24 protein-coding genes are annotated in these 25,131 nt (G+C 70.4%); 8 read left to right on the top strand and 16 right to left on the bottom strand.

Going from position 1 to position 25,131, the window contains the following annotated elements; genetic code table 11:
• Positions 1 to 54: 54 nt before the first annotated feature.
• The 4 genes from E5083_RS00505 to E5083_RS00490 are packed head-to-tail and all read left to right on the top strand — an operon-like array spanning position 55 to position 3,675.
• Positions 55 to 846 (top strand): SCO2525 family SAM-dependent methyltransferase, encoded by a 792-nt coding sequence (locus tag E5083_RS00505; protein WP_135783631.1) that lies wholly within the window; start codon positions 55 to 57, stop codon positions 844 to 846.
• A gap of 22 nt (positions 847 to 868) precedes the next feature.
• Positions 869 to 1,816, top strand: a complete 948-nt coding sequence (locus E5083_RS00500; RefSeq protein ID WP_135783630.1) for an SCO2522 family protein — start codon at positions 869 to 871, stop codon at positions 1,814 to 1,816.
• 1 nt (position 1,817) lies between these two features.
• Positions 1,818 to 2,813, top strand: a complete 996-nt coding sequence (locus E5083_RS00495; protein ID WP_244317343.1) for an SCO2521 family protein — start codon at positions 1,818 to 1,820, stop codon at positions 2,811 to 2,813.
• Positions 2,814 to 2,826: 13 nt separating this feature from the next.
• Positions 2,827 to 3,675 carry a hypothetical protein gene (locus E5083_RS00490; protein ID WP_135783629.1) on the top strand — a complete coding sequence of 283 codons (849 nt, stop codon included), beginning with the start codon at positions 2,827 to 2,829 and terminating at the stop codon, positions 3,673 to 3,675.
• 60 nt (positions 3,676 to 3,735) lie between these two features.
• On the opposite strand, the gene nuoN is transcribed toward E5083_RS00490, so the two are convergent.
• The 14 genes from nuoN to E5083_RS00420 are packed head-to-tail and all read right to left on the bottom strand — an operon-like array spanning position 3,736 to position 19,700.
• Positions 3,736 to 5,385: an NADH-quinone oxidoreductase subunit NuoN gene (nuoN, locus tag E5083_RS00485; RefSeq protein WP_135783628.1), complete on the bottom strand. Its 1,650-nt coding sequence runs from the start codon at positions 5,383 to 5,385 to the stop codon at positions 3,736 to 3,738.
• Complete coding sequence (locus E5083_RS00480; RefSeq protein WP_135783627.1) at positions 5,382 to 6,953, bottom strand: NADH-quinone oxidoreductase subunit M; 1,572 nt, start codon at positions 6,951 to 6,953, stop codon at positions 5,382 to 5,384. Before E5083_RS00480 ends, nuoN begins: the two co-directional genes overlap by 4 nt.
• 5 nt (positions 6,954 to 6,958) lie before the next feature.
• Positions 6,959 to 8,905 (bottom strand): NADH-quinone oxidoreductase subunit L, encoded by a 1,947-nt coding sequence (gene nuoL / locus E5083_RS00475; protein WP_135783626.1) that lies wholly within the window; start codon positions 8,903 to 8,905, stop codon positions 6,959 to 6,961.
• Positions 8,906 to 8,920: 15 nt separating this feature from the next.
• Positions 8,921 to 9,220, bottom strand: a complete 300-nt coding sequence (gene nuoK / locus E5083_RS00470; protein WP_030742982.1) for an NADH-quinone oxidoreductase subunit NuoK — start codon at positions 9,218 to 9,220, stop codon at positions 8,921 to 8,923.
• Positions 9,217 to 10,059 carry an NADH-quinone oxidoreductase subunit J gene (locus E5083_RS00465; protein WP_135783625.1) on the bottom strand — a complete coding sequence of 281 codons (843 nt, stop codon included), beginning with the start codon at positions 10,057 to 10,059 and terminating at the stop codon, positions 9,217 to 9,219. The genes nuoK and E5083_RS00465 overlap by 4 nt, the downstream gene beginning before the upstream one ends.
• Entirely contained in the window at positions 10,056 to 10,658 is a 603-nt protein-coding gene (nuoI, locus tag E5083_RS00460) for an NADH-quinone oxidoreductase subunit NuoI (protein WP_135783624.1), read from the bottom strand. Before nuoI ends, E5083_RS00465 begins: the two co-directional genes overlap by 4 nt.
• On the bottom strand, positions 10,651 to 12,012 hold the full coding sequence (gene nuoH / locus E5083_RS00455; RefSeq protein WP_135783623.1) for an NADH-quinone oxidoreductase subunit NuoH: 1,362 nt from the start codon (positions 12,010 to 12,012) through the stop codon (positions 10,651 to 10,653). The genes nuoI and nuoH overlap by 8 nt, the downstream gene beginning before the upstream one ends.
• Positions 12,009 to 14,513, bottom strand: a complete 2,505-nt coding sequence (locus E5083_RS00450) for an NADH-quinone oxidoreductase subunit G (RefSeq protein WP_135783622.1) — start codon at positions 14,511 to 14,513, stop codon at positions 12,009 to 12,011. The genes nuoH and E5083_RS00450 overlap by 4 nt, the downstream gene beginning before the upstream one ends.
• Complete coding sequence (gene nuoF, locus E5083_RS00445) at positions 14,510 to 15,859, bottom strand: NADH-quinone oxidoreductase subunit NuoF (protein WP_135783621.1); 1,350 nt, start codon at positions 15,857 to 15,859, stop codon at positions 14,510 to 14,512. Before nuoF ends, E5083_RS00450 begins: the two co-directional genes overlap by 4 nt.
• On the bottom strand, positions 15,859 to 16,716 hold the full coding sequence (gene nuoE / locus E5083_RS00440; protein WP_135783620.1) for an NADH-quinone oxidoreductase subunit NuoE: 858 nt from the start codon (positions 16,714 to 16,716) through the stop codon (positions 15,859 to 15,861). Before nuoE ends, nuoF begins: the two co-directional genes overlap by 1 nt.
• On the bottom strand, positions 16,713 to 18,035 hold the full coding sequence (locus tag E5083_RS00435) for an NADH-quinone oxidoreductase subunit D (protein WP_135783619.1): 1,323 nt from the start codon (positions 18,033 to 18,035) through the stop codon (positions 16,713 to 16,715). The genes nuoE and E5083_RS00435 overlap by 4 nt, the downstream gene beginning before the upstream one ends.
• On the bottom strand, positions 18,032 to 18,775 hold the full coding sequence (locus tag E5083_RS00430) for an NADH-quinone oxidoreductase subunit C (protein WP_135783618.1): 744 nt from the start codon (positions 18,773 to 18,775) through the stop codon (positions 18,032 to 18,034). Before E5083_RS00430 ends, E5083_RS00435 begins: the two co-directional genes overlap by 4 nt.
• Positions 18,772 to 19,326 carry a NuoB/complex I 20 kDa subunit family protein gene (locus tag E5083_RS00425; protein ID WP_135783617.1) on the bottom strand — a complete coding sequence of 185 codons (555 nt, stop codon included), beginning with the start codon at positions 19,324 to 19,326 and terminating at the stop codon, positions 18,772 to 18,774. Before E5083_RS00425 ends, E5083_RS00430 begins: the two co-directional genes overlap by 4 nt.
• 14 nt (positions 19,327 to 19,340) lie before the next feature.
• Positions 19,341 to 19,700, bottom strand: coding sequence for an NADH-quinone oxidoreductase subunit A (locus E5083_RS00420; RefSeq protein WP_030813697.1), 360 nt, complete (start codon positions 19,698 to 19,700; stop codon positions 19,341 to 19,343).
• A gap of 722 nt (positions 19,701 to 20,422) precedes the next feature.
• Here E5083_RS00420 and E5083_RS00415 point away from each other — a divergent pair.
• Entirely contained in the window at positions 20,423 to 21,247 is an 825-nt protein-coding gene (locus E5083_RS00415) for a C40 family peptidase (RefSeq protein WP_135783616.1), read from the top strand.
• Positions 21,248 to 21,373: 126 nt separating this feature from the next.
• Positions 21,374 to 21,994, top strand: a complete 621-nt coding sequence (gene def / locus E5083_RS00410; protein WP_135783615.1) for a peptide deformylase — start codon at positions 21,374 to 21,376, stop codon at positions 21,992 to 21,994.
• A gap of 13 nt (positions 21,995 to 22,007) precedes the next feature.
• Here the strand turns inward: def and E5083_RS00405 are convergent, their stop codons facing one another.
• Positions 22,008 to 23,342 carry a geranylgeranyl reductase family protein gene (locus E5083_RS00405; RefSeq protein WP_135783614.1) on the bottom strand — a complete coding sequence of 445 codons (1,335 nt, stop codon included), beginning with the start codon at positions 23,340 to 23,342 and terminating at the stop codon, positions 22,008 to 22,010.
• Positions 23,343 to 23,389: 47 nt separating this feature from the next.
• Here E5083_RS00405 and E5083_RS00400 point away from each other — a divergent pair, with 47 nt between their 5' ends.
• Positions 23,390 to 23,896 carry a GNAT family N-acetyltransferase gene (locus E5083_RS00400; protein ID WP_135783613.1) on the top strand — a complete coding sequence of 169 codons (507 nt, stop codon included), beginning with the start codon at positions 23,390 to 23,392 and terminating at the stop codon, positions 23,894 to 23,896.
• Positions 23,897 to 24,015: 119 nt separating this feature from the next.
• Positions 24,016 to 24,324 carry a PASTA domain-containing protein gene (locus E5083_RS00395; protein ID WP_135784371.1) on the top strand — a complete coding sequence of 103 codons (309 nt, stop codon included), beginning with the start codon at positions 24,016 to 24,018 and terminating at the stop codon, positions 24,322 to 24,324.
• Positions 24,325 to 24,364: 40 nt separating this feature from the next.
• On the opposite strand, the gene E5083_RS00390 is transcribed toward E5083_RS00395, so the two are convergent.
• Positions 24,365 to 25,057 (bottom strand): demethylmenaquinone methyltransferase, encoded by a 693-nt coding sequence (locus E5083_RS00390; protein ID WP_031183143.1) that lies wholly within the window; start codon positions 25,055 to 25,057, stop codon positions 24,365 to 24,367.
• Between the last annotated feature and the right edge of the window lie 74 nt (positions 25,058 to 25,131).

Genomic DNA, 25,131 nt, shown 5'->3' with positions numbered 1-25,131 from the left:
GCCGTGATCGGGACGGGCCGGACCGGGGCGCCCCGGTCCCCCTACTCTCGGAAGATGGATCAGCGAAGCACGCGTGACGCGGCGGAGATCCCTGCCGTCGAGGTCGTCGGAGCACCTCTCTGGGATGCCTTCGATCCGGCGGCGTACGTCGATGCGAACTACAGCCGACTGCATGTGGACGACGCGTCGATCATGCGCATATGTGGTGATTTCTTCCGTCGGCACTTCGAGCGTCACGACGCGCTGTCCGCCCGCGCGGGCATCGACGTAGGTTCCGGGCCGAACCTGTACCCCGCCCTGATGCTGCTCCCCTGGTGTGCGGAGATCACCCTGCTCGACCTCTCCCCGGCCAACATCGCGTGGCTCGAGCGGCACACCGGCGGCTATCCGGAGAGCTGGGACGCGTTCTGGGACGTGCTGAACACCGCCGGCCCGTACCGGGAGATCACCGATCCGCGCGGCAGCCTGGGCGCGAGCGCCCGCGTCGAGCACGGGGACCTGTTCCTGCTGCCCGAGGGGCGCTGGGGCATCGGGACCATGTTCTTCACCGCCGAGTCCATGACGGACTCCCCCGACGTGTTCCGGGACGGTGTACGGCGCTTCGTCGAGTCGCTGCTCCCCGGCGCGCCCTTCGCCGCCGCCTTCATGGCGGGTTCACGGGGCTATCGCGTGGGCGGTCACTTCTTTCCCTCGTGCAGCGTGGACGAACGGGCGGTGGCCGCGAGCCTCGCCCCGTACGCGGCGGACGACCTGACGATCACGCGCCTGCACGACGGCCATGCGTTGCGCGAAGGCTACCTGGGAATGATCCTGGCCTGCGGCCGGCGCCGGGACGACACCCGCTAGCCGACGAGCACCTGGGGGATGCGTGATCGAGGACGTGTTCCGTGAGACCACGGCGGAGCCGCGCACCCAGTCCGTTCCGCTGGCCCATCTCTCGCTGGAGATAGGCCACCTCTATCTGGAGGACTTCGAAGGCGGACCGGACCGGCTGCGCGAGCACTTCGCCCTCGCCCGCCCCTGGGCGGACGCCGCGGTCGCGTCCGCCGCGGTGGGAACAGCCGGACGCCGGCCCCGGATCAGCACCTGCTTCCTGATCGACGACTACTTCTCCCGGTTCTCCTCCCCCGCCGACGTGGTGCCGCCGCTGCTCGCGGAGGCCGCCCGTGCGGGCCTGACCATCGACTACCTGGTCCGGGAGTCCGGCTGCGCGGTGGCCGACGGCTTCGAACTGGCCCGCTCCGTGGCGGACCGGCTGGTCGAGTCGCCCCCGCCGGGCAGCAACGGCGGACGGCCGCCGGCCCGCCGGACCGGCTGGCTCGCCAACGGCAGGCGCGGCCCCACCGGCCTGGTGGGCCACGAGACCTGGCAGCCGCCCGAGGAGACCCTGGCCCGGCGGCACTCGGTGTTCCTGGACACCGAACTCTGGGACGACGAGGGCCCGGTGCGCACCTGGTCCTGCGCGTTCCTGGCCGCCGTATGGCAGTTGCTCCGCCTCGGGCTGCTGCGGCACGACGGCTCGCCGGTCCTGCGGCCCGCCCTGTGGGACGGGCGGACCCTGCCCGGCGACTGGGACGAACTCCCGGCGCTGCTCCAGGTGAACACCGCCGCCGAGCCCTTCGCCGCCTACCGCACCTGCTCCCTGCTGCCGTACCGGTTCCTGCCCGTCGAGCACGCCGTCATGGTCGTCCTCGACCAGACCGACGTGGACCCCGAAGCCCTCGCGCAGACCTCGCGGCGCGCCGCCGACGAGGGCATCGACCTGCCCGCCTCGGTCGCCGAACGCGCCGGCTACGTCTTCTACCCCGGCCCCTGACATGGCGACCGCCCCGAGCCCGGCGCCGGTGGTGCTCCGCTGCGGCGAGGTGCGGACCTGCCTGCTGCCCGCGTCCCGGCCGCTGTCCGCCGAGGACACCGCCCGGCTGCTGGGCCTGCGCCGCGGGGAACCCGTCACGCTCTCCGCGCGCCCCGACCGCCACGCGCAGTCCCCTCCCCTGCTCACCGGCGTCGACTGCGCCCTCCCCACCGCCGACGGCACCAAGATCCGCGCCGTCGGCACGGTGGTCTCCCGCGCCTCGGTCACCGAGGGACGGGTCGTCCAGGTGGGCGCCTTCACCAGCGTGCCCCTCCTGGGCCCCGGCAGCCGTCGGCCGTGGTGGCACTACCTCGCGCGGCCGGGCGTGGTCGAACCGCTGGGCAAGCTCCCCGAACCGGCCGTGGCCCAGGGGCTCCTCACCGCGTGCCGCCCGGACGAACTGGACCTGGGTCTGATCGCGGAGGGGCTGCTCACCGAGGTCCTCGGCCATCCGCTGCTCGACCACCGGCCGCCCCTGCCCACCCCGCGCACCCGGCTGCGGTGGGTGGCGCTGCGGCCCGCCGACGGGTCCCCCGCGCCCGCCGTCCGCTTCACCCTGGCCGGCGACGGACCCCGGACGGTGGAACTGCGGCTGCCCGCCGGGATCGAGCCGTCCGTCATCGCCGCCTTCTGCGCGGACCTCGCGCTGCACGACTGGCTGCTGACGGTCCTGACCGCCCTGCTGGACGAGGCCCCGCCCGGCAGCGCGCCGGACGAACTCCTGCGCCCGGCCGCCGCTCATCTGCTGCACCTGTGGATGCCGGCGGCCCGGCCGGACCCCCGGCTCCTGCCGCTGTGGGAGGCGCTGGAGCGGACGCCGGGGTTCACCCGCCAGTGGCAGTCGCTCGCCCAGCGGGTCCGTGACCTGCTGATTCTCCACTCGCAGCCGGGCACGGGCGTCCCCGGCGGGCCGCGACGCACCTCCCGGCGCCCACGTCAGCATCGTCGTCGACAGTGACACCGGGGGAGCCATGCGGCGGACGCGCCGGATATCCGAAGTAGTCGTAAGAGTCGCCGTCACCGCCCTGCTGGGCGGCATGACCTATCTGATCACCAACCTCACGGACCAGCCCGAGATCTGGAAGATCACCCTGTCCGTGTTCATCGCCGGGGCGACCCTCATCGTCCAGCAGCTCGCGGACTTCGAACGGCGGCTGGACGACGGCCTCACCGGCTTCAACGACACGACCCGGCTGATCTCCCGGCTGGACACCTCACCCGTGGGCTCCGGCGAGGTCACCCGCCTGGCGCGGAACGTCGCCGCACTCGAACCCGGCCGCCCCGACCTGCTGTACACGTTCGTCCGGGCCGAGGTACGGCGGCTGGCCAACCTGATGGAGGACCTGCGGGGCAACCACGCGGACTACCCGGGCGAGGACCGCGACTGGCTGCTGGGGCTGGCCCGCTGCGCGGGGGCGTCCATCGACGCGGCAAGCACCTCGGTCGACCGGGACTTCTGGGGGACCGACCCCGGCCGCCACTACGTGACCGCCCAGGAGCAGGCGGTGTCACGCGGAGTCCGGGTACGGCGGCTGCTCATCCTCGGCACCCCGGCGGACCTCGACGCCGGTGTGGAGGAGCTGCGGTCCTGGCAGCGGAGCCTGGGCTTCGAGATCCGGGTACTGGTGCTGTCCACGCTGGAGTCCTGGGAGCAGCGGGAGGCGGTCAAGAACTTCGTCGTCTTCGACCGGGCCATCAGCTACGAGACCATCCCGGCGGACGGCGATCCGTCGCGCGTCTACCAGACCATGCTGACCGTGGGCGAACGCGTCGACGAGCACGTACGACGGTTCGAGAGCTGGTGGGAGAGGGGCGAGTAGCGGTCCCCGCACGCAACTGGGTCCGGCCCCCTCGGAGGAGACCGGACCCAGGAACAGGGTTCAGCGGACGAACACCCCCGCGCTCCCCGCCAGATCCAGGAAGTACTGCGGCGCCACGCCCAGCACCACCGTCACCGCCACGCCCACCGCGATGGCGGTCATGGTCAGGGGGGAGGGGACCGCGACCGTGGGGCCGTTGGGCTGGGGGTCGCTGAAGAACATCAGGACGATGACGCGGATGTAGAAGAAGGCGGCGATGGCCGAGGAGATCACGCCGACCACGACCAGGGGAGCCGCGCCGCCCTCCGCAGCCGCCCGGAAGACCGCGAACTTCCCCGCGAAGCCGCTGGTCAGCGGGATGCCGGCGAAGGCGAGCAGGAAGACGGCGAAGACCGCGGCGACCAGGGGTGAGCGGCGGCCGAGGCCCGCCCACTGGGAGAGGTGCGTCGCCTCGCCGCCCGCGTCGCGGACCAGGGTGACCACGGCGAAGGCGCCGATCGTCACGAAGGAGTACCCGGCGAGGTAGAAGAGGACCGCCGAGACCCCGTCCTCCGTCGTCGCGATCACACCGGCGAGGATGAAGCCCGCGTGCGCGATGGACGAGTACGCCAGCAGCCGCTTGATGTCGGTCTGGGTGATCGCGACGATCGCGCCGGCCAGCATGGTGACGATCGCCACGCCCCACATCACCGGCCGCCAGTCCCAGCGCAGCCCCGGCAGCACCACGTACAGCAGCCGCAGCAGCGCGCCGAACGCGGCCACCTTGGTCGCGGCCGCCATGAAGCCGGTCACCGGGGTCGGGGCGCCCTGGTACACGTCCGGGGTCCACATGTGGAACGGCACCGCGCCCACCTTGAACAGCAGGCCCATCACCAGCAGCGCCATGCCGATCAGCAGCAGCGCGTCGTTGCCCATGGTGTCCGCGAGCGCCGGGTCGACCCCGCTGACCGTGCCGTCCACGACCTGCGCGATGCGCGCGTAGGACACCGAGCCCGCGTAGCCGTACAGCAGGGCGATGCCGAACAGGGTGAACGCCGAGGCGAACGCGCCCAGCAGGAAGTACTTGACCGCGGCCTCCTGCGACATCAGCCGCTTGCGGCGGGCCAGCGCGCACAGCAGGTACAGGGGGAGGGAGAGCACCTCCAGGGCGACGAACAGCGTCAGCAGGTCGTTCGCCGCGGGGAAGACCAGCATGCCCGCCACCGCGAAGAGCAGCAGCGGGAACACCTCGGTGGTGGTGAACCCGGCCTTCACCGCCGCCTGTTCCCCCTCACCGCCCGGTACGGAGGCGGCCTGCGCCGCGAAGGAGTCGACCCGGTTGCCGTGCGCCGCCGGGTCGAGGCGCCGCTCGGCGAAGGTGAACAGGCCGACCAGCGCGGCCAGCAGGATCGTGCCCTGAAGGAACAGCGCCGGACCGTCCACCGCGACCGCGCCCATGGCCGCGATGTGCGCCTTGGTCGTGCCGTACCCGCCCGCCGCGAGCGCGACGACCGCGGCGAAGCCGGCGCACAGCGCGACGGCGGAGACGAACACCTGGGCGTAGTAGCGGGAGCGGCGCGGTACGAACGCCTCGACGAGCACCCCGATGAGGGCGGCGCCGAAGACGATCAGCGTCGGCGACAATTGTCCGTATTCGATCTTCGGCGCGTCGATCTTCGAGATCGGATCGGCCGCCGTTGTCCACAGGCTGTGGACGGCTGCTGCGCTCACTTGGCCGCCTCCACCGCGGGCTTGGGGTCCTTCTGCTGGACATCGGACATGGTCTGCTTGACCGCCGGGTCGACGATGCTGGTCAGCGGCTTCGGATAGACGCCGAGGAAGACCAGCAGAACGATCAGCGGCGCCACCACCAGCACCTCACGCACCCTCAGGTCGGGCATCGCCGAGACTTCGGGCTTCACCGGGCCGGTCATCGTGCGCTGGTACAGCACCAGCGTGTACAGCGCGGCCAGCACGATGCCGACGGTGGCGATGATCCCGATCACCGGGTACCGGCTGAACGTGCCGACCAGCACCAGGAACTCGCTGACGAACGGCGCAAGGCCGGGCAGCGACAGGGTCGCCAGGCCGCCGATCAGGAAGGTGCCGGCGAGCACCGGGGCGACCTTCTGCACCCCGCCGTAGTCCGCGATGAGCCGGGAGCCGCGCCGGGAGATCAGGAAGCCGGCGACCAGCATCAGCGCGGCCGTCGAGATGCCGTGGTTGACCATGTAGAGGGTCGCGCCGGACTGGCCCTGGGTCGTCATGGCGAAGATGCCCATCACGATGAAGCCGAAGTGCGAGATCGACGCGTACGCCACCAGCCGCTTGATGTCCCGCTGGCCGACCGCGAGCAGCGCCCCGTAGACGATGCTGATCAGGGCCAGCACCAGGATCACCGGGGTGGCCCACTTCGACGCCTCCGGGAAGAGCTGGAGGCAGAAGCGGAGCATGGCGAAGGTGCCGACCTTGTCGACCACCGCCGTGATGAGCACCGCGACCGGCGCGGTGGACTCCTGCATGGCGTTGGGCAGCCAGGTGTGCAGCGGCCACAGCGGCGCCTTCACCGCGAAGGCGAAGAAGAAGCCGAGGAACAGCCAGCGTTCGGTGCTGGTCGCCATGGTCAGCGAGCCGTCGGCGCGCGCCTGGACGATCTCCTGGAGGCTGAAGCTCCCGGCGACCACGTACAGCCCGATCACCGCGGCCAGCATGATCAGACCGCCGGCCAGGTTGTAGAGGAGGAACTTCACCGCCGCGTACGACCGCTGGGTGGACGCGGCCTCCTCGCCCTGGCTGTGGGCCCGGTCCCCGAAGCCGCCGATGAGGAAGTACATCGGGATCAGCATGGCTTCGAAGAAGATGTAGAAGACGAAGACGTCGGTCGCCTCGAAGGAGATGATCACCATCGCCTCGACGGCCAGGATCAGCGCGAAGAAGCCCTGCGTGGGCCGCCACCGCCTGCTGCCCGTCTCCAAGGGGTCGGCGTCGTGCCAGCCCGCCAGCACGATGAACGGCATCAGCAGCGCGGTCAGCCCGATCAGGGCCACGGCGATGCCGTCCACGCCCAGTTCGTAGCGCACCCCGAAGTCCCTGATCCAGGAGTGGGACTCGGTGAGCTGGTAGCGGGCGCCGTCCGGGTCGAAGCGGACCAGGACGACGATCGCCAGCGCGAGCGTGGCCAGGGAGACCAGCAGGGCCAGCCACTTGGCGGCGGTGCGCTGCCGGGCCGGCACGGCGGCCGTGGCCACCGCACCGAGCGCGGGGAGCAGCGCTGTCGCTGTCAGCAGAGGAAAGGACATCGGTATCAGACCGCCCTCATCAGCAGCGTCGCGGCGACCAGGAGGGCCGCGCCGCCGAACATCGAGACCGCGTAGGAGCGGGCGAAGCCGTTCTGGACACGGCGCAGCCGCCCGGACAGGCCGCCGAAACCGGCCGCCGAGCCGTTGACGACACCGTCGACCAGGGTGTGGTCGACATAGACCAGCGAGCGCGTCAGGTGCTCGCCGCCGCGCACCAGCACGACATGGTTGAAGTCGTCCTGGTAGAGGTCGCGCCGGGCGGCGCGGGTGAGCACGGAGCCGCGCGGGGCGACGACGGGTACGGGCTTGCGGCCGTACTGCGCCCAGGCCAGGCCCACGCCGACGACCAGGCAGACCATGGTGGCGCCGGTGACGGTGAGCGCGCTCAGCGGGGAGTGGCCCTCGGCGTGCCCGGTGACCGGCTCCAGCCAGTGCAGGAAGCGGTCGCCCACGTCGAAGAAGGCACCGCCGGCGACCGAGCCGACGGCCAGCACGATCATCGGGATCGTCATCGTCCGCGGAGACTCGTGCGGGTGCGGCTCGCCGTGCGCGCCCTGGTGCTCGGCGGCGGGCTCGGCGCTCGGGGCCTCCGGGGACCGCGTCGGCTGGTTCTTCCAGCGGGGCTCGCCGAAGAACGTCATCAGCACCACGCGCGTCATGTAGAACGCGGTGATCGCCGCGCCCAGCAGGGCCACCCCGCCCAGAATCCAGCCCTCGGTGCCGCCCTTGGCGAACGCCGCCTCGATGATCTTGTCCTTGGAGAAGAAGCCGGACAGACCCGGGAAGCCGATGATCGCGAGGTAGCCGAGGCCGAAGGTGATGAAGGTGATCGGCATGTACTTCCGCAGGCCGCCGTACTTGCGCATGTCGACCTCGTCGTTCATGCCGTGCATCACCGAACCGGCGCCGAGGAACAGCCCCGCCTTGAAGAAGCCGTGGGTGACCAGGTGCATGATCGCGAAGACGTAGCCGATCGGGCCGAGGCCGGCCGCGAGGACCATGTAGCCGATCTGCGACATGGTCGAGCCGGCCAGCGCCTTCTTGATGTCGTCCTTGGCACAACCGACGATCGCACCGAACAGCAGCGTGACCCCGCCGACGACGGTAACCACGAGCTGCGCGTCCGGGGCGCCGTTGAAGATCGCGGCGGAGCGGACGATGAGGTAGACGCCCGCCGTGACCATGGTGGCCGCGTGGATCAGGGCCGAGACCGGGGTCGGGCCCTCCATCGCGTCCCCGAGCCAGGACTGCAGCGGCACCTGGGCGGACTTGCCGCACGCGGCGAGCAGCAGCATCAGGCCGATCGCGGTGAGCCGGCCCTCGGACGCGTCGCCCGCGTGCTCCAGGACCGGGCCGAAGGCGAAGGTGCCGAAGGTGGTGAACATCAGCATGATCGCGATGGACAGGCCCACGTCACCGACCCGGTTGACCAGGAACGCCTTCTTCGCGGCGGTCGCGGCACTGGGCTTGTGCTGCCAGAAGCCGATCAGCAGGTACGAGGCGAGGCCCACGCCCTCCCAGCCGACGTACAGCAGCAGGTAGTTGTCGGCGAGGACCAGCAGGAGCATCGCCGCGAGGAACAGGTTGAGATAGCCGAAGAAGCGGCGGCGCCGCTCGTCGTGCTCCATGTACCCGACGGAGTACAGGTGGATCAGCGAGCCGACGCCGGTGATCAGCAGCACGAACGTCACCGAGAGCTGGTCGAGCCGCAGGGTGACGTCGGCCTGGAAGTTTCCGACCGAGATCCAGCTCCACAGGTGCTGGGTCCAGGTGCGGTGTTCGGCGTCCTTGCCGAGCAGCCCGGCGAAGAGGACCAGGCCGATGACGAAGGAGGCGGTCGACAGCAGGGTGCCGACCCAGTGGCCGACGGCGTCCAGGCGCCGGCCGCCGAGCAGGAGCACGACGGCTCCGAGCAGGGGCGCCGCGATGAGCAGCGCGATCAGGTTCTCCACGATTCTTCCGACCCCTTACAGCTTCATCAGGCTGGCGTCGTCGACCGAGGCCGAGTGGCGGGTGCGGAACAGCGACACGATGATCGCCAGGCCCACCACGACCTCCGCGGCGGCGACGACCATCGTGAAGAACGCGATGATCTGGCCGTCGAGGTTGCCGTGCATCCGGGAGAAGGTGACGAAGGCGAGGTTGCAGGCGTTGAGCATCAGCTCCACGCACATGAACACCACGATCGCGTTCCGCCGGATCAGCACGCCGGTGGCGCCGATGGTGAACAACAGGGCCGCGAGATAGAGGTAGTTGACAGGGTTCACTGCGCCGCGTCCTCCGTCCGCTTGAAGGTGGCCGGTGCGTTCTCCGTGCGCTCCAGGCGGTCCTCGGCGCGCTGCTCCAGCGCCTTGAGGTCGCCGAGGGCCTGGGCGGAGACATCCCGGATCTGACCGCGTTCGCGCAGCGTCCGGCTGACGCTCAGCTCGGCGGGGGTGCCGTCGGGCAGCAGGCCCGCGATGTCCACCGCGTTGTGCCGGGCGTAGACGCCGGGGGCGGGCAGCGGCGGTACGTGCTTGCCCTCGCGGACCCGCTCGGCCGCCAGCTCGCGCTGGGTCTTGGCCCGTTCGGTGCGCTCGCGGTGGGTGAGCACCATGGCGCCGATCGCGGCGGTGATCAGCAGGGCGCCGGTCAGCTCGAAGGCGAAGACGTACTTGGTGAAGATGAGGGTCGCCAGCCCCTCCACGTTCCCGCCCGCGTTGGCCTGGCCGGTGCCGTTGAACTGGGTGAGCGAGGCGTTGGCGATGCCGCCGAGCAGCAGGACGCCGAAGCCGAGCCCGCAGAGCAGGGCCAGCCAGCGCTGGCCCCTGATGGTCTCCTTCAGCGAGTCCGCGGCGGTCACGCCGACGAGCATCACCACGAAGAGGAAGAGCATCATGATCGCGCCCGTGTAGACGACGATCTGCACGATCCCCAGGAAATAGGCGCCGTTGGCGAGGTAGAACACCGCCAGGATGATCATGGTCCCGGCGAGACAGAGCGCGCTGTGCACTGCGCGCCGCATGAGCACGGTGCACAGGGCGCCGATCACCGCGACGCTGCCGAGAATCCAGAACTGGACCGCTTCTCCGGTGGAGGTCGAGTAAGCGGCTAGCTGTGTGCTCATGCCTCCACCCCCTCGTCCTCGGGCTTCTCGCCCTTGGAGACGGCCACTTGGCGGACCGTGCCGGGGGCGGCCTCGGTCACCAGGCCCCGGTAGTAGTCCTGTTCGTCGGTGCCGGGGAAGATCGAGTGCGGGGAGTCGACCATGCCCTCGTCCAGACCGGCGAGCAACTGCTCCTTGGTGTAGATGAGGTTGGCCCGGCTGGAGTCGGCCAGCTCGAACTCGTTGGTCATCGTGAGCGCGCGGGTCGGGCACGCCTCGATGCACAGGCCGCACAGGATGCAGCGGGCGTAGTTGATCTGGTAGACGCGGCCGTACCGCTCGCCCGGCGAGTAGCGCTCCTCGTCGGTGTTGTCGGCGCCCTCCACATAGATGGCGTCGGCGGGGCAGGCCCAGGCGCACAGCTCGCAGCCGACGCACTTCTCCAGGCCGTCCGGATGGCGGTTGAGCTGGTGCCGTCCGTGGAAGCGGGGAGCGGTGGTCTTCTTCTGCTCCGGGTACTGCTCGGTCAGCCGCTTCTTGAACATGGCCTTGAAGGTCACGGCGAAGCCGGCCACGGGGTTCTGGAAACCGGGTGCGGTCTCCTTGGGCTCCTCAGCCATCGGACGCCTCCTTTCCATCCGAAGTTCCGTCACTGACAGTGTCCACTCCACCACTGACAATCAGCTCCCGCTCCTGGCGCGGACGGCGCCTGGGCACCGCGGGCAACTGCTGTCCGGGCAGCGGCGGTACGGGGAAACCGCCCGCCAGCGGATCGAATCCGGGCTGCGGGGCCGGCTCTTCGGCCGCCTTGGCCTTGTCGCGGAACATGTCGGCGACGAAGGAGATCAGCAGCAGGGCGAGCACCCCGCCGCCGACGTAGAGCGCGATGTCGGCGAAGTCGTAGTTCTCGTTGCGCAGCACCCGCACGGTCGCCACCAGCATCAGCCAGACCACCGAGACCGGGATCAGGACCTTCCAGCCGAGCTTCATGAGCTGGTCGTAGCGGACGCGGGGCAGCGTGCCGCGCAGCCAGATGAAGAAGAACAGCAGGAGCTGGACCTTGATGACGAACCAGAGCATCGGCCACCAGCCGTGGTTGGCGCCCTCCCAGAAGGTGCTGATGGGCCAGGGGGCCCGCCAGCCGCCGAGGAAGAGGGTGGCCGTCACCGCCGACACCGTCACCATGTTCATGTACTCGGCGAGCATGAACAGCGCGAACTTGATCGACGAGTACTCGGTGTTGAAGCCGCCGACCAGGTCGCCCTCGGACTCCGGCATGTCGAAGGGGGCGCGGTTGGTCTCGCCCACCATCGTGATCACGTAGAGGATGAAGGAGACCGGCAGCAGCAGGATGTACCAGCGGTCGTGCTGCTGTTCCACGATGGCGGAGGTCGACATCGACCCCGAGTACAGGAACACCGAGGCGAACGCGGCGCCCATGGCGATCTCGTACGAGATCATCTGGGCGCAGGAGCGCAGGCCGCCCAGGAGCGGGTAGGTCGAGCCGCTGCTCCAGCCCGCGAGCACGATGCCGTAGATGCCGACCGAGGCGACGGCCAGGATGTAGAGCATCGCGATCGGCAGGTCGGTGAGCTGCATCGTGGTGCGGTGGCCGAAGATCGAGATCTCGTTGCCGGCCGGGCCGAACGGGATGACCGCGATCGCCATGCAGGCCGGGATGGCGGCGACGACCGGCGCGAGGACGTAGATCACCTTGTCCGCGCGCTTGACGACGACGTCCTCCTTGAGCATCAGCTTCACGCCGTCGGCGAGCGACTGGAGCATGCCCCAGGGGCCGTGCCGGTTGGGGCCGACGCGCAGTTGCATCCAGGCGACGACCTTGCGCTCCCAGACGATGGAGAACAGCACCGTCAGCATCAGGAACGCGAAGCAGAACACCGCCTTGACGACGACCAGCCACCAGGGGTCGCGGCCGAACAGCGAGAGGTCTTCAGCGGCGAGGAACGGGCTCATCCTCGAACCTCCTTGGGGGCCACGTCGGCGAGCGCCGCCGGGCCGATACGGACGAGGGAGCCGGGCCGGGCCCCGGTGTCGGAGGCGACGCCCCGGCCGGCCGAGTCCAGCGGGAGCCAGACCACCCGGTCGGGCATCTCCGTGATCTCCAGCGGGAATTCGGTCGTACCGGCGGGGCCGGTGACGGCGAGCGCGTCGCCGTCCTTGACGCCCGCCTCGGCGGCCGTGGCCGCGGACACGCGCGCGTGGGCGGCGTGCCGGGTGCCGGCCAGCGCCTCGTCGCCCTGCTGGAGGACGCCGAGGTCGAGCAGGAGCCGGTGTCCGGCGAGCACGGCCTCCCCGGCCGCCGGGCGGGGCAGCGCGGCCCCGCTGTGCGCCGGGTCGGCCGCGGTGCCGCCGGTCCAGCCGCCGAGCCGGTCGATCTCCGCGCGGGTGGTGCGCAGATCCGGCAGGCCCAGGTGGACGTCCATCGCGTCGGCCAGCATCTGCAGGACGCGGGCGTCGGACGGGGCGAGCCGGCGGGTCATCTGGTCGGGCTTGAGCGCGGCCTCGAAGAAGCGGACCCGGCCCTCCCAGTTGAGGAAGGTGCCCGTCTTCTCGGCCACCGCCGCGACCGGGAGCACCACGTCGGCGTGCTCGGTGACCTCGCTGGGCCGCAGCTCCAGCGAGACCAGGAAGCCGACGCTGTCGAGCGCCTCGCGCGCGCGTGCCGGGTCGGGCAGGTCGGCGACCTCGACCCCGGCGACGACGAGTGCGGACAGCTCGCCGGTGGCGGCGGCCTCCACGATCTGCTGGGTGTCGCGGCCATGGCGGGCGGGGAGTTCGGCCAGCCCCCAGGCGGCGGCGACCTCCTCCCGCGCGCGCGGGTCGGTGGCCGGGCGGCCGCCCGGCAGCAGCGTGGGCAGCGCGCCCGCCTCGACGGCGCCGCGCTCCCCCGCCCGCCGGGGAATCCACACCAGCCGGGCGCCGGTCGCGGCCGCCGCGCGCGTGGCGGCGGTCAGGCCGCCCGCGACACCCGCGAGCCGCTCGCCGACCACGATCACGGCGCCCTCGGCGCGCAGCGCCCCGGCCGCCTCGGTGCCGGCGTCCTCCAGGCCGACCCCGCCGGCCAGCGCGTCCAGCCACTCGGGCTCGGTGCCGGGCGCGGCCGGCAGCAGCGTGCCGCCCGCCTTGGTCAGGCCGCGGGTGGCGTGCGTGGCCAGGGAGTACACCTTCTGGCCGCGCTTGCGCCATGCCTTGCGCAGCCGCAGGAAGACGCCGGGCGCCTCCTCCTCGGCCTCGAACCCGACCAGCAGCACGGCGGGCGCCTGCTCCAGCGCGGTGTACGTGACCCCGGTGCCGTCGAGGTCGCGGCCCCGGCCGGCCACCCGCGCGGCCAGGAAGTCGGCCTCCTCGCCGCTGTGCACCCGGGCGCGGAAGTCGATGTCGTTGGTGTCGAGCGCCACCCGCGCGAACTTGCTGTACGCGTAGGCGTCCTCGACGGTCAGCCGGCCCCCGGTGAGCACCCCGGCGCGGGAGCGGGCGGCGCCCAGGCCCCGCGCGGCCGCGTCCAGCGCCTCCGGCCAGGAGGCGGGCTCCAGCACGCCCTCGGCGTTGCGGACCAGCGGGGTGTCCAGCCGGTCGCGCGACTGGGCGTAGCGGAAGGCGAACCGGCCCTTGTCGCAGACCCAGTCCTCGTTGACCTCCGGGTCGTTGGCGGCGAGCCGCCGCATGACCTTGCCGCGCCGGTGGTCGGTACGGGTGGCACAGCCGCCCGAGCAGTGCTCGCACACCGACGGCGAGGAGATCAGGTCGAAGGGGCGCGAGCGGAACCGGTAGGCGGCCGAGGTGAGCGCGCCGACCGGGCAGATCTGGATGGTGTTGCCGGAGAAGTACGACTCGAACGGGTCGCCCTCACCGGTGCCGACCTGCTGGAGCGCGCCCCGCTCGATCAGCTCGATCATCGGGTCGCCCGCGACCTGGTTGGAGAACCGGGTGCAGCGGGCGCACAGCACGCACCGCTCGCGGTCGAGCAGCACCTGGGTGGAGATCGGCACCGGCTTGGCGTAGGTGCGCTTGCGGCCCTCGAAGCGGGAGTCGGCGGCGCCGTGCGACATGGCCTGGTTCTGCAGCGGGCACTCGCCGCCCTTGTCGCAGACCGGGCAGTCCAGCGGGTGGTTGATGAGCAGCAGCTCCATCACCCCGACCTGCGCCTTCTCGGCGACCGGCGAGGTGAGCTGGGTCTTCACCACCATGCCGTCGGTGCAGGTGATGGTGCAGGACGCCATCGGCTTGCGCTGGCCCTCCACCTCCACGATGCACTGGCGGCAGGCGCCGGCCGGGTCCAGCAGGGGGTGGTCGCAGAAGCGCGGGATCTCGATGCCGAGCTGCTCGGCGGCCCGGATGACCAGGGTGCCCTTGGGCACGCTGATCTCGATGCCGTCGATCGTCAGCGAGACGAGGTCCTCCGGCGGGACCGCCGGCTGCCCCCCGCCTGAGGGGGCACTCGTGGTCACGGTCATGCGTTCACCTCCGGGCGGTCCGCCCAGGCCGTCGACTTGGCCGGGTCGAAGGGGCAGCCCCGGCCCGTGATGTGCTGCTCGTACTCCTCGCGGAAGTACTTCAGCGAGGAGAAGATCGGCGAGGCCGCGCCGTCGCCCAGGGCGCAGAAGGACTTGCCGTTGATGTTGTCGGCGATGTCGTTGAGCTTGTCGAGGTCGGACATCGCCCCCTTGCCCGCCTCGATGTCCCGCAGCAACTGCACCAGCCAGTACGTCCCTTCGCGGCAGGGCGTGCACTTGCCGCAGGACTCGTGGGCGTAGAACTCGGTCCAGCGGGTGACCGCCCGCACCACGCAGGTGGTCTCGTCGAAGCACTGGAGCGCCTTGGTGCCGAGCATGGAGCCGGCGGCGCCGACGCCCTCGTAGTCGAGGGGTACGTCGAGGTGTTCGTCGGTGAACATCGGGGTGGAGGAGCCGCCCGGCGTCCAGAACTTCAGCCGGTGGCCGGGGCGCATGCCGCCGCTCATGTCGAGCAGTTGGCGCAGGGTGATGCCCAGCGGCGCCTCGTACTGGCCGGGGCTGGCGACGTGCCCGCTGAGCGAGTAGAGCGTGAAGCCGGGCGACTTCTCGCTGCCCATCGAGCGGAACCAGTCCTTGCCCTGGTGCATGATCGCGGGAACCGAGGCGATCGACTCGACGTTGTTCACCACGGTGGGGCAGGCGTACAGGCCCTCGACGGCCGGGAAGGGGGGCCGCAGCCGCGGCTGGCCCCGGCGGCCTTCGAGCGAGTCGAGCAGCGCGGTCTCCTCGCCGCAGATGTACGCGCCCGCGCCCGCGTGCACGGTGAGTTCGAGGTCGAGTCCGCTGCCGAGGACGTTCTCGCCGAGGAACCCGGCCTCGTACGCCTCGCGCACCGCCTCGTGCAGCCTGCGCAGGACGGGGACGACCTCGCCGCGCAGGTAGATGAAGGCGTGCGAGGAGCGGATCGCGTAGCAGGCGATCACGATGCCCTCGATGAGGCTGTGCGGGTTGGCGTAGAGGAGCGGGATGTCCTTGCAGGTGCCGGGCTCGGACTCGTCGGCGTTGACGACGAGGTAGTGCGGCTTGCCGTCGCCCTGCGGGATGAACTGCCACTTCATGCCGGTCGGGAAGCCGGCGCCGCCCCGGCCGCGCAGGCCGGACTCCTTGACGTAGGCGATCAGGTCGTCCGGGGACATCGCGAGCGCCTTGCGCAGGCCCTCGTAGCCGTCGTGCCGCCGGTAGACGTCGAGGGTCCAGGAGCGGTCCTCGTCCCAGAAGGCCGAGAGCACGGGGGCGAGCAGCTTCTCGGGGCTGGTGTCGTCCTTGACGTCGGTCACCACGGTCATCACTCCCCCTCCTCTGCGGTCGGGCCGGACGGGTGGGCCGGGTCGGAGGCCGAGGTGTCGACCGGGTCGTGGGCGCTGAGCCGCTCGGTGGGCGAGGGGTCGTGCACCGGCTCCTCGCGCGGGGCCGCGTCGCGCGGGTGGACCACGCGCGCGGGCTGGGCCTCGCCCTTGGCCAGCCGCAGGCCGACCAGGGAGGCGTGGCCCGCGCTGCCGCCCTCCTCGACGGCGCCGGGGCGCTCGTCGGGGAAGCCGGCCAGGATGCGGGCGGTCTCCTTGAAGGTGCACAGCCGGGCGCCGCGCGTGGGCTCCACGGGCTGCCCGGCGCGCAGGTCGTCGACCAGGCGAGTGGCGCTGGCCGGGGTCTGGTTGTCGAAGAACTCCCAGTTGACCATCACCACCGGCGCGTAGTCGCAGGCCGCGTTGCACTCGATGTGCTCCAGGGTGACCTTGCCGTCGCCGGTGGTCTCGCCGTTGCCGACGCCCAGGTGCTCCTGGAGGGTCTCGAAGATGGCGTCGCCGCCCATGACCGCGCACAGGGTGTTGGTGCAGACGCCCACCTGGTAGTCGCCGGAGGGGCGGCGCCGGTACATGGAGTAGAAGGTGGCGACCGCGGTGACCTCGGCGGTGGTCAGCTCCAGCACGTCGGCGCAGAACTTCATGCCGGTCCGGGTGACGTAGCCGTCCTCGGACTGCACGAGGTGCAGCAGCGGCAGCAGGGCGGAGCGGGAGTCGGGGTAGCGCGCGATGATCTCGCGCGCGTCCGTCTCCAGCCGGGCCCGGACGTCGTCCGGGTAGGCGGGCGGGGGCAGTTCCGGCATGCCCAGGCCGACGCCCCGCTCGGAAGAAGAGGTGGTCACCGGTCGACGCCTCCCATCACGGGGTCGATGGACGCCACGGCCACGATGACGTCGGCGACCTGGCCGCCCTCGCACATCGCCGCCATGGCCTGGAGATTGGTGAAGGACGGGTCGCGGAAGTGGACCCGGAAGGGGCGGGTGCCGCCGTCGGAGACGGCGTGCACGCCGAGTTCGCCCTTGGGCGACTCGACGGCCGCGTACGCCTGGCCCGGCGGGACCCGGAAGCCCTCGGTGACCAGCTTGAAGTGGTGGATCAGGGCCTCCATGGAGGTGCCCATGATCTTCTTGATGTGGTCCAGCGAGTTGCCGAGCCCGTCCGGGCCGAGCGCGAGCTGCGCGGGCCAGGCGATCTTCTTGTCGGCGACCATGACCGGGCCGGGCTGGAGCCGGTCCAGGCACTGCTCGATGATCCGGAGCGACTGGCGCATCTCCTCCAGCCGGATCAGGAAGCGGCCGTAGGAGTCGCAGGTCTCGGCGGTGGGCACGTCGAAGTCGTAGGTCTCGTAACCGCAGTACGGCTGGGCCTTGCGCAGGTCGTGCGGCAGGCCCGTGGAGCGGAGGATCGGGCCGGTGGCGCCGAGCGCCATGCAGCCGGCCAGGTCGAGGTGGCCCACGTCCTGCATACGGGCCTTGAAGATGGGGTTCCCGGTGGCGAGCTTGTCGTACTCCGGGAGGTTCTTCTTCATCTTCTTGACGAACTCGCGGATCTGGTCGACCGCGCCGGGCGGCAGGTCCTGCGCGAGTCCGCCGGGGCGGATGTACGCGTGGTTCATGCGCAGGCCGGTGATCAGCTCGTAGATGTCGAGGATCATCTCCCGGTCGCGGAAGCCGTAGATCATGATCGTGGTGGAGCCCAGCTCCATGCCGCCGGTGGCGATGCACACCAGGTGCGAGGAGAGCCGGTTCAGCTCCATCAGGAGCACCCGGATGATGTCGGTGCGCTCGGTGATCTGGTCCTCGATGCCGAGCAGCTTCTCGACGGCGAGACAGTAGGCGGTCTCGTTGAAGAAGGACGTCAGGTAATCCATGCGCGTGACGAAGGTGGTGCCCTGCGTCCACGTGCGGTACTCGAGGTTCTTCTCGATGCCGGTGTGCAGATAGCCGATGCCGCAGCGGGCCTCGGTGACCGTCTCGCCCTCGATCTCCAGGATGAGCCGGAGCACTCCGTGGGTGGACGGGTGCTGCGGACCCATGTTGACGACGATGCGCTCGTCGTCCGCCTTGGCCGCGGACTGGACGACCTCGTCCCAGTCGCCGCCGGTGACCGTGTAGACGGTCCCCTCGGTGGTCTCGCGCGCTGACGCGTGGGAAGTGCTCACGAGTACGACCTCCGCTGGTCCGGAGCCGGGATCTGGGCGCCCTTGTACTCGACGGCGATGCCGCCGAGGGGATAGTCCTTGCGCTGCGGGTGGCCCTGCCAGTCGTCCGGCATCATGATCCGGGTGAGGGCCGGGTGGCCGTCGAAGACGATCCCGAAGAAGTCGTACGTCTCGCGCTCGTGCCAGTCGTTGGTCGGGTAGACCGCGACCAGGGACGGGATGCGCGGGTCGGCGTCGGGGGCGCTGACCTCCAGCCGGATCAGCCGGTTGTGGGTGATCGAGCGCAGGTGGTAGACGGCGTGCAGCTCGCGGCCCTTGTCGCTCGGGTAGTGCACCCCGCTGACGCCGGTGCACAGCTCGAAGCGGAGCGCCGGGTCGTCGCGCAGGGTGCGGGCGACGCGGAGCAAGTGCTCGCGCTCGATGTGGAAGGTCAGCTCGTCGCGGTCGACGACGGTGCGCTCGATGGCGTTCTCCGGGAGCAGGCCCTGCTCCTCCAGCGCGCCCTCCAGTTCGTCGGCGACCTCGTCGAACCAGCCGCCGTAGGGGCGGCTCGCCGCGCCGGGGAGCCGGATCGAGCGGACCAGGCCGCCGTAGCCGGAGGTGTCGCCGCCGTTGTTGGCGCCGAACATGCCGCGCTGGACGCGGATCTCCTCGCCGCCCTGGCCGCGCTGGCCGGGGAGGTTGGAGGCGGAGAGGTCCTTCTCGGGGTTCACGCCGCCCGTGCCCTTGTCCTCGCTCACCGCAGCAGCCCCTTCATCTCGATCGTGGGCAGTGCCTGGAGCGCGGCTTCCTCGGCCTCCCGGGCGGCTTCCTCGGCGTTGACGCCGAGCTTGGTGCCCTGGATCTTCTGGTGGAGCTTGAGGATCGCGTCCATCAGCATCTCGGGGCGGGGCGGGCAGCCGGGGAGGTAGATGTCGACCGGCACGATGTGGTCGACGCCCTGGACGATCGCGTAGTTGTTGAACATGCCGCCCGAGGACGCGCAGACGCCCATGGAGATGACCCACTTCGGGTTGGGCATCTGGTCGTAGACCTGCCGCAGCACCGGCGCCATCTTCTGGCTGACCCGGCCCGCGACGATCATCAGGTCGGCCTGGCGCGGTGAGCCGCGGAAGACCTCCATGCCGAAGCGGGCGAGGTCGTAGCGTCCGGCGCCGGTGGTCATCATCTCGATGGCGCAGCAGGCGAGTCCGAAGGTGGCCGGGAAGACGGACGCCTTGCGCACCCAGCCCGCGGCCTGTTCGACGGTGGTCAGCAGAAAGCCGCTCGGCAGCTTTTCTTCGAGTCCCATGACTTAAAGGCCCCTCAGTCCCATTCCAGGCCGCCGCGCCGCCATACGTACGCGTACGCGACGAAGACGGTGAGCACGAAGAGCAGCATCTCCACGAGCCCGAAGACCCCGAGCGCGTCGAAGGTGACGGCCCAGGGGTAGAGGAAGACGATCTCGATGTCGAAGACGATGAAGAGCATCGCCGTCAGGTAGTACTTGATGGGGAAGCGCCCGCCGCCGGCCGGCGTGGGGGTCGGCTCGATGCCGCATTCGTAGGCTTCGAGCTTCGCGCGGTTGTAGCGCTTCGGACCGATCAGCGCGGCCATGACCACGGAGAAGATCGCAAAGCCTGCCCCGAGGGCTCCCAGTACGAGGATGGGCGCGTACGCGTTCACCGCTCCTCGCTCCCTTCAGTCGGCATTGACTGGTGGCGGATCACGGGCTCACAGCCGCCTCTTTGTGAAGCAGGTCACAAGCCCGACTGCTCCGCATCTTATGCCCGTCGCTCTGTGATCTGCGACACGGGGTATTGCACAAGCTTTGTGATCTCCACCACCTGACGAAGGATCATGAAGCCGGAGGATGGGTGATCTTCGCACGCGAAGCGTTCAGTTGATCACCAGGGGTGACAATCCTGCTCGTCGGTGCACGTCAGAGGGTGTGCGGGAGGTGTGCCTCAATATCAAGAGGGTTCCGGTGCATGCAAATTGGTGTTGGACGCATGCGACTGCTAGAGGAGGGCATTCACACCCTGGAGGGAGATTCGGGGCAAGGTGTGGACGCGACCGGAGTGCGTGCGCGCGTTCACGAAGTCCCGGCGCGCGGCCGGTCGTCGCGGACGCGACTCTTCCGGTGACCGTTCCGTGACCTCCGCCACACCGGTGGCGGGCGTTCCGGAGCCGGGCTTGGCCATCGACCCCAACCGATGGTAGGCGCGGGGCAATTCGGACGTAATGATCAAAGACCGTGATCAACGGCCCAATGATCTCCGTCCGCTATGTCCGTTACGGCGTCAATAAAGAGTGACGCGACCGGGTTTCGGAGATCCGATTGAACAATTGTGGCGCAGCACACGTTTGTTGAAGATATGAAGGAGCCCCTGGTACCGGTTGTTCCCATGTCCCACACCGCTCACATACGCAGCCACCGGAAGCCCCGCCGCAGCGCGTCGTCCATCGTCGTGCGGTCCGGTGTCGCCGGCGGCGTCCTCAGCACCCTGGCGGTCGCCGGAGCGGCCGGCTACGCGAACGCGGCCGAGGCCGAGCCCGTGACGCAGACGCTCGAACTCCCCACCCTCACCGCCGACGTGGCCACCCAGGTCGCGCAGTCCGCGGACGCCACCCAGCAGGCGGCCGCGAACTACGAGCTGCAGGCCGAGCGTGACGCGGCCGCCGCCAGCGCCGCGAAGCAGGCCAAGGCGGACCTCGCCGAGGCGCAGCAGAAGGCCGAGGCGAAGAAGAAGGCGCAGGAGGAGGCCCGTAAGGAGGCCGCCGCCCGTGCCACCCGCAACGCCGAGCGCACCGTGCTCGCCGCGTCCGCGAGCACCGACGCGGGCAGCTCCACGGTCACCGGCTCGTCCAGCGCGACCGGTTCGGCCGCGTCCATCGTGTCGTTCGTGAAGTCCCAGGTCGGCAAGGCGTACGTGTCCGGTGCCACCGGTCCGTCCGCCTACGACTGCTCGGGCCTGGTCCAGACGGCGTTCAAGCAGGTCGGCATCAGCCTGCCGCGCGTCTCCCAGGACCAGTCCACGGCCGGCACCCAGGTCTCCCTGAGCAACCTCCAGCCCGGCGACATCCTCTACTGGGGCAGCGCGGGCAGCGCGTACCACGTGGGCGTCTACGTCGGCGACGGCATGTTCGTCGGCGCCCAGAACCCCTCCACGGGCGTCGTGGAGCGTCCCCTCTCCTACGACCAGCCCACCGGCGCGGTCCGGGTCCTCTGACCCCTCCGCACCCCGCACACGAAAGGCCGCTGCCCTCGGGGGGCAGCGGCCTTCGTGCGTCTCCTGCCATGCTCGGGCCCGGGCCGCCGCCCGGCGGCCCGCCGCCAAGCAGAGGGAGACAGCGCGATGCCACGCGTGTTCGTCCAGGGAAGTCCCGCCGGCCACTACCCCCGGTACGCCCCGGAGGCCGGCCGGGGTGCGGTGCGCCGCATCACCGAGACCGGCGAGGAGGTCCTGCACAAGCCGTGCCGGGACGTCACGGAGTTCGGGCCCGACCTCGCGGCCCTCATCGACGACATGTTCCGCACGATGTACGTCGCCGAGGGCGCCGGCCTCGCGGCGAACCAGGTCGGCGTCGATCTCCGGCTCTTCGTCTACGACTGCCCCGACGACAACGGCATCCGCCACGTCGGCCACATCGCCAACCCGGTCCTGCAACCCGCCCCCGCGGGACGCCCGTTGCTCGACGACACCGAGGGCTGCCTCTCCGTCCCCGGCGCCACGATGTCCGTCCCCCGCCCCGAACGGGCCGTCGTCCGGGGCCAGGACAAGGACGGCAACCCTCTCCGCATCGAAGGCACCGGCTACTTCGCCCGCTGCCTGGCCCACGAAACCGACCACACCCACGGCGTCATCTACCTCGACCGCCTCTCCAAGCGGGAGAAACGGGACGCCCTGCGACAGACGGCGGTCCGGCGAGACGAGGTGCTGTCCCGCCGGGCCGCCAGGGCGACTCTGTTGAGCTGACCCCCTCAGGGGTTCACGCCTTCGGGGCCACCTTTGTCAGGCCGTTGATCACGCGGTCCATCGTGTCGCCGCCTGTGGGGTCCGTCAGGTTGGCGAGGAGTTTGAGGACGAACTTCATCAGGAGGGGGTGGGTGAGGCCGCGTTGGGCGCCGATTTGCATGACCTTGGGGTTGCCGATGAGTTTTACGAAGGCTCGGCCGAGGGTGTAGTAGCCGCCGTAGGTGTCCTTGAGGACGCGGGGGTAGCGCTGGAGGGCGATCTCGCGGGTGGCCGGGGTCGGGCGGGCGTGGGCCTGGACGATGACGTCGGCGGCGAGCTGGCCGGACTCCATGGCGTAGGCGATGCCCTCGCCGTTGAAGGGGTTCACCATGCCGCCGGCGTCACCGACCAGCAGCAGGCCCTTGGTGTAGTGCGGCTGGCGGTTGAACGCCATCGGCAGCGCCGCGCCCCGGATCGGGCCCGTCATGTGCTCCGGGGTGTAGCCCCACTCCTCCGGCATCGACGCGCACCACGCCTTGAGCACCTCGCGCCAGTCCAGTTCCTTGAAGGAGTCCGAGGTGTTCAGCACGCCGAGGCCCACGTTGGACGTGCCGTCGCCCATGCCGAAGATCCAGCCGTAGCCCGGCAGCAGGCGGTCCTGGGCGCCCCGGCGGTCCCACAGCTCCAGCCAGGACTCCAGGTAGTCGTCGTCGTGACGCGGCGATTCGAAGTATGTGCGTACGGCCACGCCCATCGGGCGGTCCTCGCGGCGGTGCAGGCCCATCGCCAGGGAGAGGCGGGTGGAGTTGCCGTCCGCCGCGACGACGAGGGGTGCGTGGAAGGTCACCGGGCGCTTGTCGTCGCCCAGCTTCGCCGTCACGCCGGTGATCCGGCCCGTACGGTCGTCGATGATCGGGCCGCTCACGTTGCACAGCTCGAACAGGCGGGCGCCCGCCTTCTGCGCCTGCCTCGCCAACTGCTCGTCGAAGTCGTCCCGCTTCCGCACCAGCCCGAAGTTCGGGTACGAGGCGAGATCGGGCCAGTCCAACTGCAGCCGGGAGCCGCCGCCGATGATGCGCAGGCCCTTGTTGCGCAGCCAGCCCGCCTCCTCGGAGATGTCGATGCCCATGGCCACGAGCTGCTTGACCGCGCGCGGGGTCAGGCCGTCACCGCAGACCTTCTCCCTCGGGAACTCGGTCTTCTCCAGCAGCAGGACGTCGAGTCCGGCCTTGGCGAGGTGATAGGCCGTGGTGGAGCCGGCCGGCCCCGCGCCCACGACGATCACGTCTGCGGTGTTGTCGGAGAGGGGCTCAGTCACGGCGGGATCTCCCCAAGGTTGTGAATCTTCGTGCCGACGGGCACTGGACATGGGCAGTCTATTCAGCAGAATTGATCAACCGGCTGAAGGGCTGCATCGTGAACCGAACTCACCCCGTAGTACGGCTGCGTGTGCCCACCGACGAGGACGCCTTCGCCTGGCACCGGGTCTTCGCCGATCCCGAGGTCATGCGGTTCCACGGGGGGCGCGCCGCCGAGCTGTCCGTGTACGAGGAACTCACCGCCCGGCAGCGGCGGCACGACGCCGAGCTGGGGTTCTGTCTGTGGTCCGTCCTCGACTCCGCCGGGGACGTCGTCGGGTTCACCGGGGCTCAGCCCTGGCCGCACGCCTGGGGGCCCGCCGGGGAGATCGAGATCGGGTGGCGGCTCGGGCGGGCGCACTGGGGGCTGGGGTACGCGTCTGTCGCCGCGGCCGATTGTCTTGAGCGGGTTCGCTCCGCTGGGGTTCGGCGGGTTGTCGCCATGGTCGACGCCGAGAACGAGCGGTCCATCGCTGTTGCGCGGCGGCTGGGGATGCGGGTTTCCGAGCGGTTCGTGACTCCGCTGTCCGAGCGGCAAGGGCTTTGCTACTCCCTTGAGTTGTGACTCTCCGTAGTTGATTGTCACAGAAAGAGAGATGTCGTTTCCGGGTGCTCGTCCCCGGAGTTACCCTGCCAGTACCGCTGGGGGTGACATCAGTGCGAATTCCACCCAGAACGTCCGAGGTGCGGGTGCCTCGGTTTGTCGGGCTCATGGCCGTGGACGCCCGCGCGGCTGCCTCGGCCCGCGGGCTCTTCCTCAACGCGCCCGATCGGCCCGAGTTCGCGGGGGTCGTCGTCGACTACGTCGTACGGCAGTTTCCCGCGCCCGGGGCTGAGGTTCCGCCCGACTCCGTCGTCTATGTGTGGTTCGACTTCGGGGAGGGTGAGGGGGGTGGGGGTGTTCGGGAGCCCCGGTTGCCCGCGCCGCCCTCCGGGGGGTTGCAGCGGGAACTCGGGGAGCCCGGGGATGCGTTCGAGATGATCGCTCGGTGAGGTGTCCCTCGCGGGGTGCGGGGGGGCTTGCGGGGGGTACTTACTTTTTGAAGCCCCTGTGCAGGGCCACCACTCCGCCTGTCAGGTTTCGCCAGGCCACGTTCTGCCAGCCTGCCTTCTGGAGCTTCTCCGCCAGCGCCGGCTGATCCGGCCAGGCTCGGATGGATTCCGCCAGGTACACATACGCGTCCGGGTTCGACGACACCGACCTCGCCACCGGGGGGAGCGCCCGCATCAGGTACTCCGTGTACACCGTGCGGAACGGGGTCCACGTGGGGTGCGAGAACTCGCAGATCACCACCCTGCCGCCCGGCTTCGTCACCCGGTACAGCTCCCTCAGCGCGGCGTCCGTGTCCTGGACGTTGCGCAGGCCGAAGCTGATCGTCACCGCGTCGAAGGTGTCGTCCTTGAACGGGAGCCTCGTCGCGTCGCCCGCGGTCATCGGGAGCCACGGGTGCTTCTTCTTGCCCACCTGGAGCATGCCCAGGGAGAAGTCGCACGGGACCACGTAGGCGCCTGCCCTCGCGAAGGGGAGCGATGACGTCGCCGTGCCCGCCGCCAGGTCCAGGACCTTCTGCGCGGGGCGGGCGTCCACCGCCTTCGCCACCTCCTTGCGCCAGCGGCGGTCCTGGCCCAGTGACAGCACGTCGTTCGTGAGGTCGTACCGTTCCGCCACGTCGTCGAACATCTCGGCGACTTCGTGGGGCTGCTTGTTCAAGGAAGCGCGGGTCACCCTGTCATTGTTGCAGGCCGGTTGAGTTCGGCTGGGTACGGGTGCGGTGCGTCTTCAGGGCGGGGCCGCGCCGG

Origin of the sequence: Streptomyces bauhiniae (genome assembly GCF_004784475.1) — a bacterium.
Taxonomy (GTDB): Bacteria; Actinomycetota; Actinomycetes; order Streptomycetales; family Streptomycetaceae; genus Streptomyces; species Streptomyces seoulensis.
This window is presented reverse-complemented; position numbering and strand designations above follow the sequence as displayed.

What these genes read in the sequence shown, in the direction of transcription:
- E5083_RS00505 (WP_135783631.1), top strand. Translation starts at nt 55, where the DNA reads ATGGATCAGCGAAGCACGCGTGACGCGGCGGAGATCCCTGCCGTCGAG.
- E5083_RS00495 (WP_244317343.1), top strand. Translation starts at nt 1,818, where the DNA reads ATGGCGACCGCCCCGAGCCCGGCGCCGGTGGTGCTCCGCTGCGGCGAG.
- E5083_RS00490 (WP_135783629.1), top strand. Translation starts at nt 2,827, where the DNA reads ATGCGGCGGACGCGCCGGATATCCGAAGTAGTCGTAAGAGTCGCCGTC.
- E5083_RS00480 (WP_135783627.1), bottom strand. Translation starts at nt 6,953, where the DNA reads ATGTCCTTTCCTCTGCTGACAGCGACAGCGCTGCTCCCCGCGCTCGGT.
- E5083_RS00465 (WP_135783625.1), bottom strand. Translation starts at nt 10,059, where the DNA reads ATGAGCACACAGCTAGCCGCTTACTCGACCTCCACCGGAGAAGCGGTC.
- nuoI (WP_135783624.1), bottom strand. Translation starts at nt 10,658, where the DNA reads ATGGCTGAGGAGCCCAAGGAGACCGCACCCGGTTTCCAGAACCCCGTG.
- nuoH (WP_135783623.1), bottom strand. Translation starts at nt 12,012, where the DNA reads ATGAGCCCGTTCCTCGCCGCTGAAGACCTCTCGCTGTTCGGCCGCGAC.
- E5083_RS00450 (WP_135783622.1), bottom strand. Translation starts at nt 14,513, where the DNA reads ATGACCGTGACCACGAGTGCCCCCTCAGGCGGGGGGCAGCCGGCGGTC.
- nuoF (WP_135783621.1), bottom strand. Translation starts at nt 15,859, where the DNA reads ATGACCGTGGTGACCGACGTCAAGGACGACACCAGCCCCGAGAAGCTG.
- E5083_RS00425 (WP_135783617.1), bottom strand. Translation starts at nt 19,326, where the DNA reads ATGGGACTCGAAGAAAAGCTGCCGAGCGGCTTTCTGCTGACCACCGTC.
- E5083_RS00415 (WP_135783616.1), top strand. Translation starts at nt 20,423, where the DNA reads ATGTCCCACACCGCTCACATACGCAGCCACCGGAAGCCCCGCCGCAGC.
- def (WP_135783615.1), top strand. Translation starts at nt 21,374, where the DNA reads ATGCCACGCGTGTTCGTCCAGGGAAGTCCCGCCGGCCACTACCCCCGG.
- E5083_RS00405 (WP_135783614.1), bottom strand. Translation starts at nt 23,342, where the DNA reads ATGTCCAGTGCCCGTCGGCACGAAGATTCACAACCTTGGGGAGATCCC.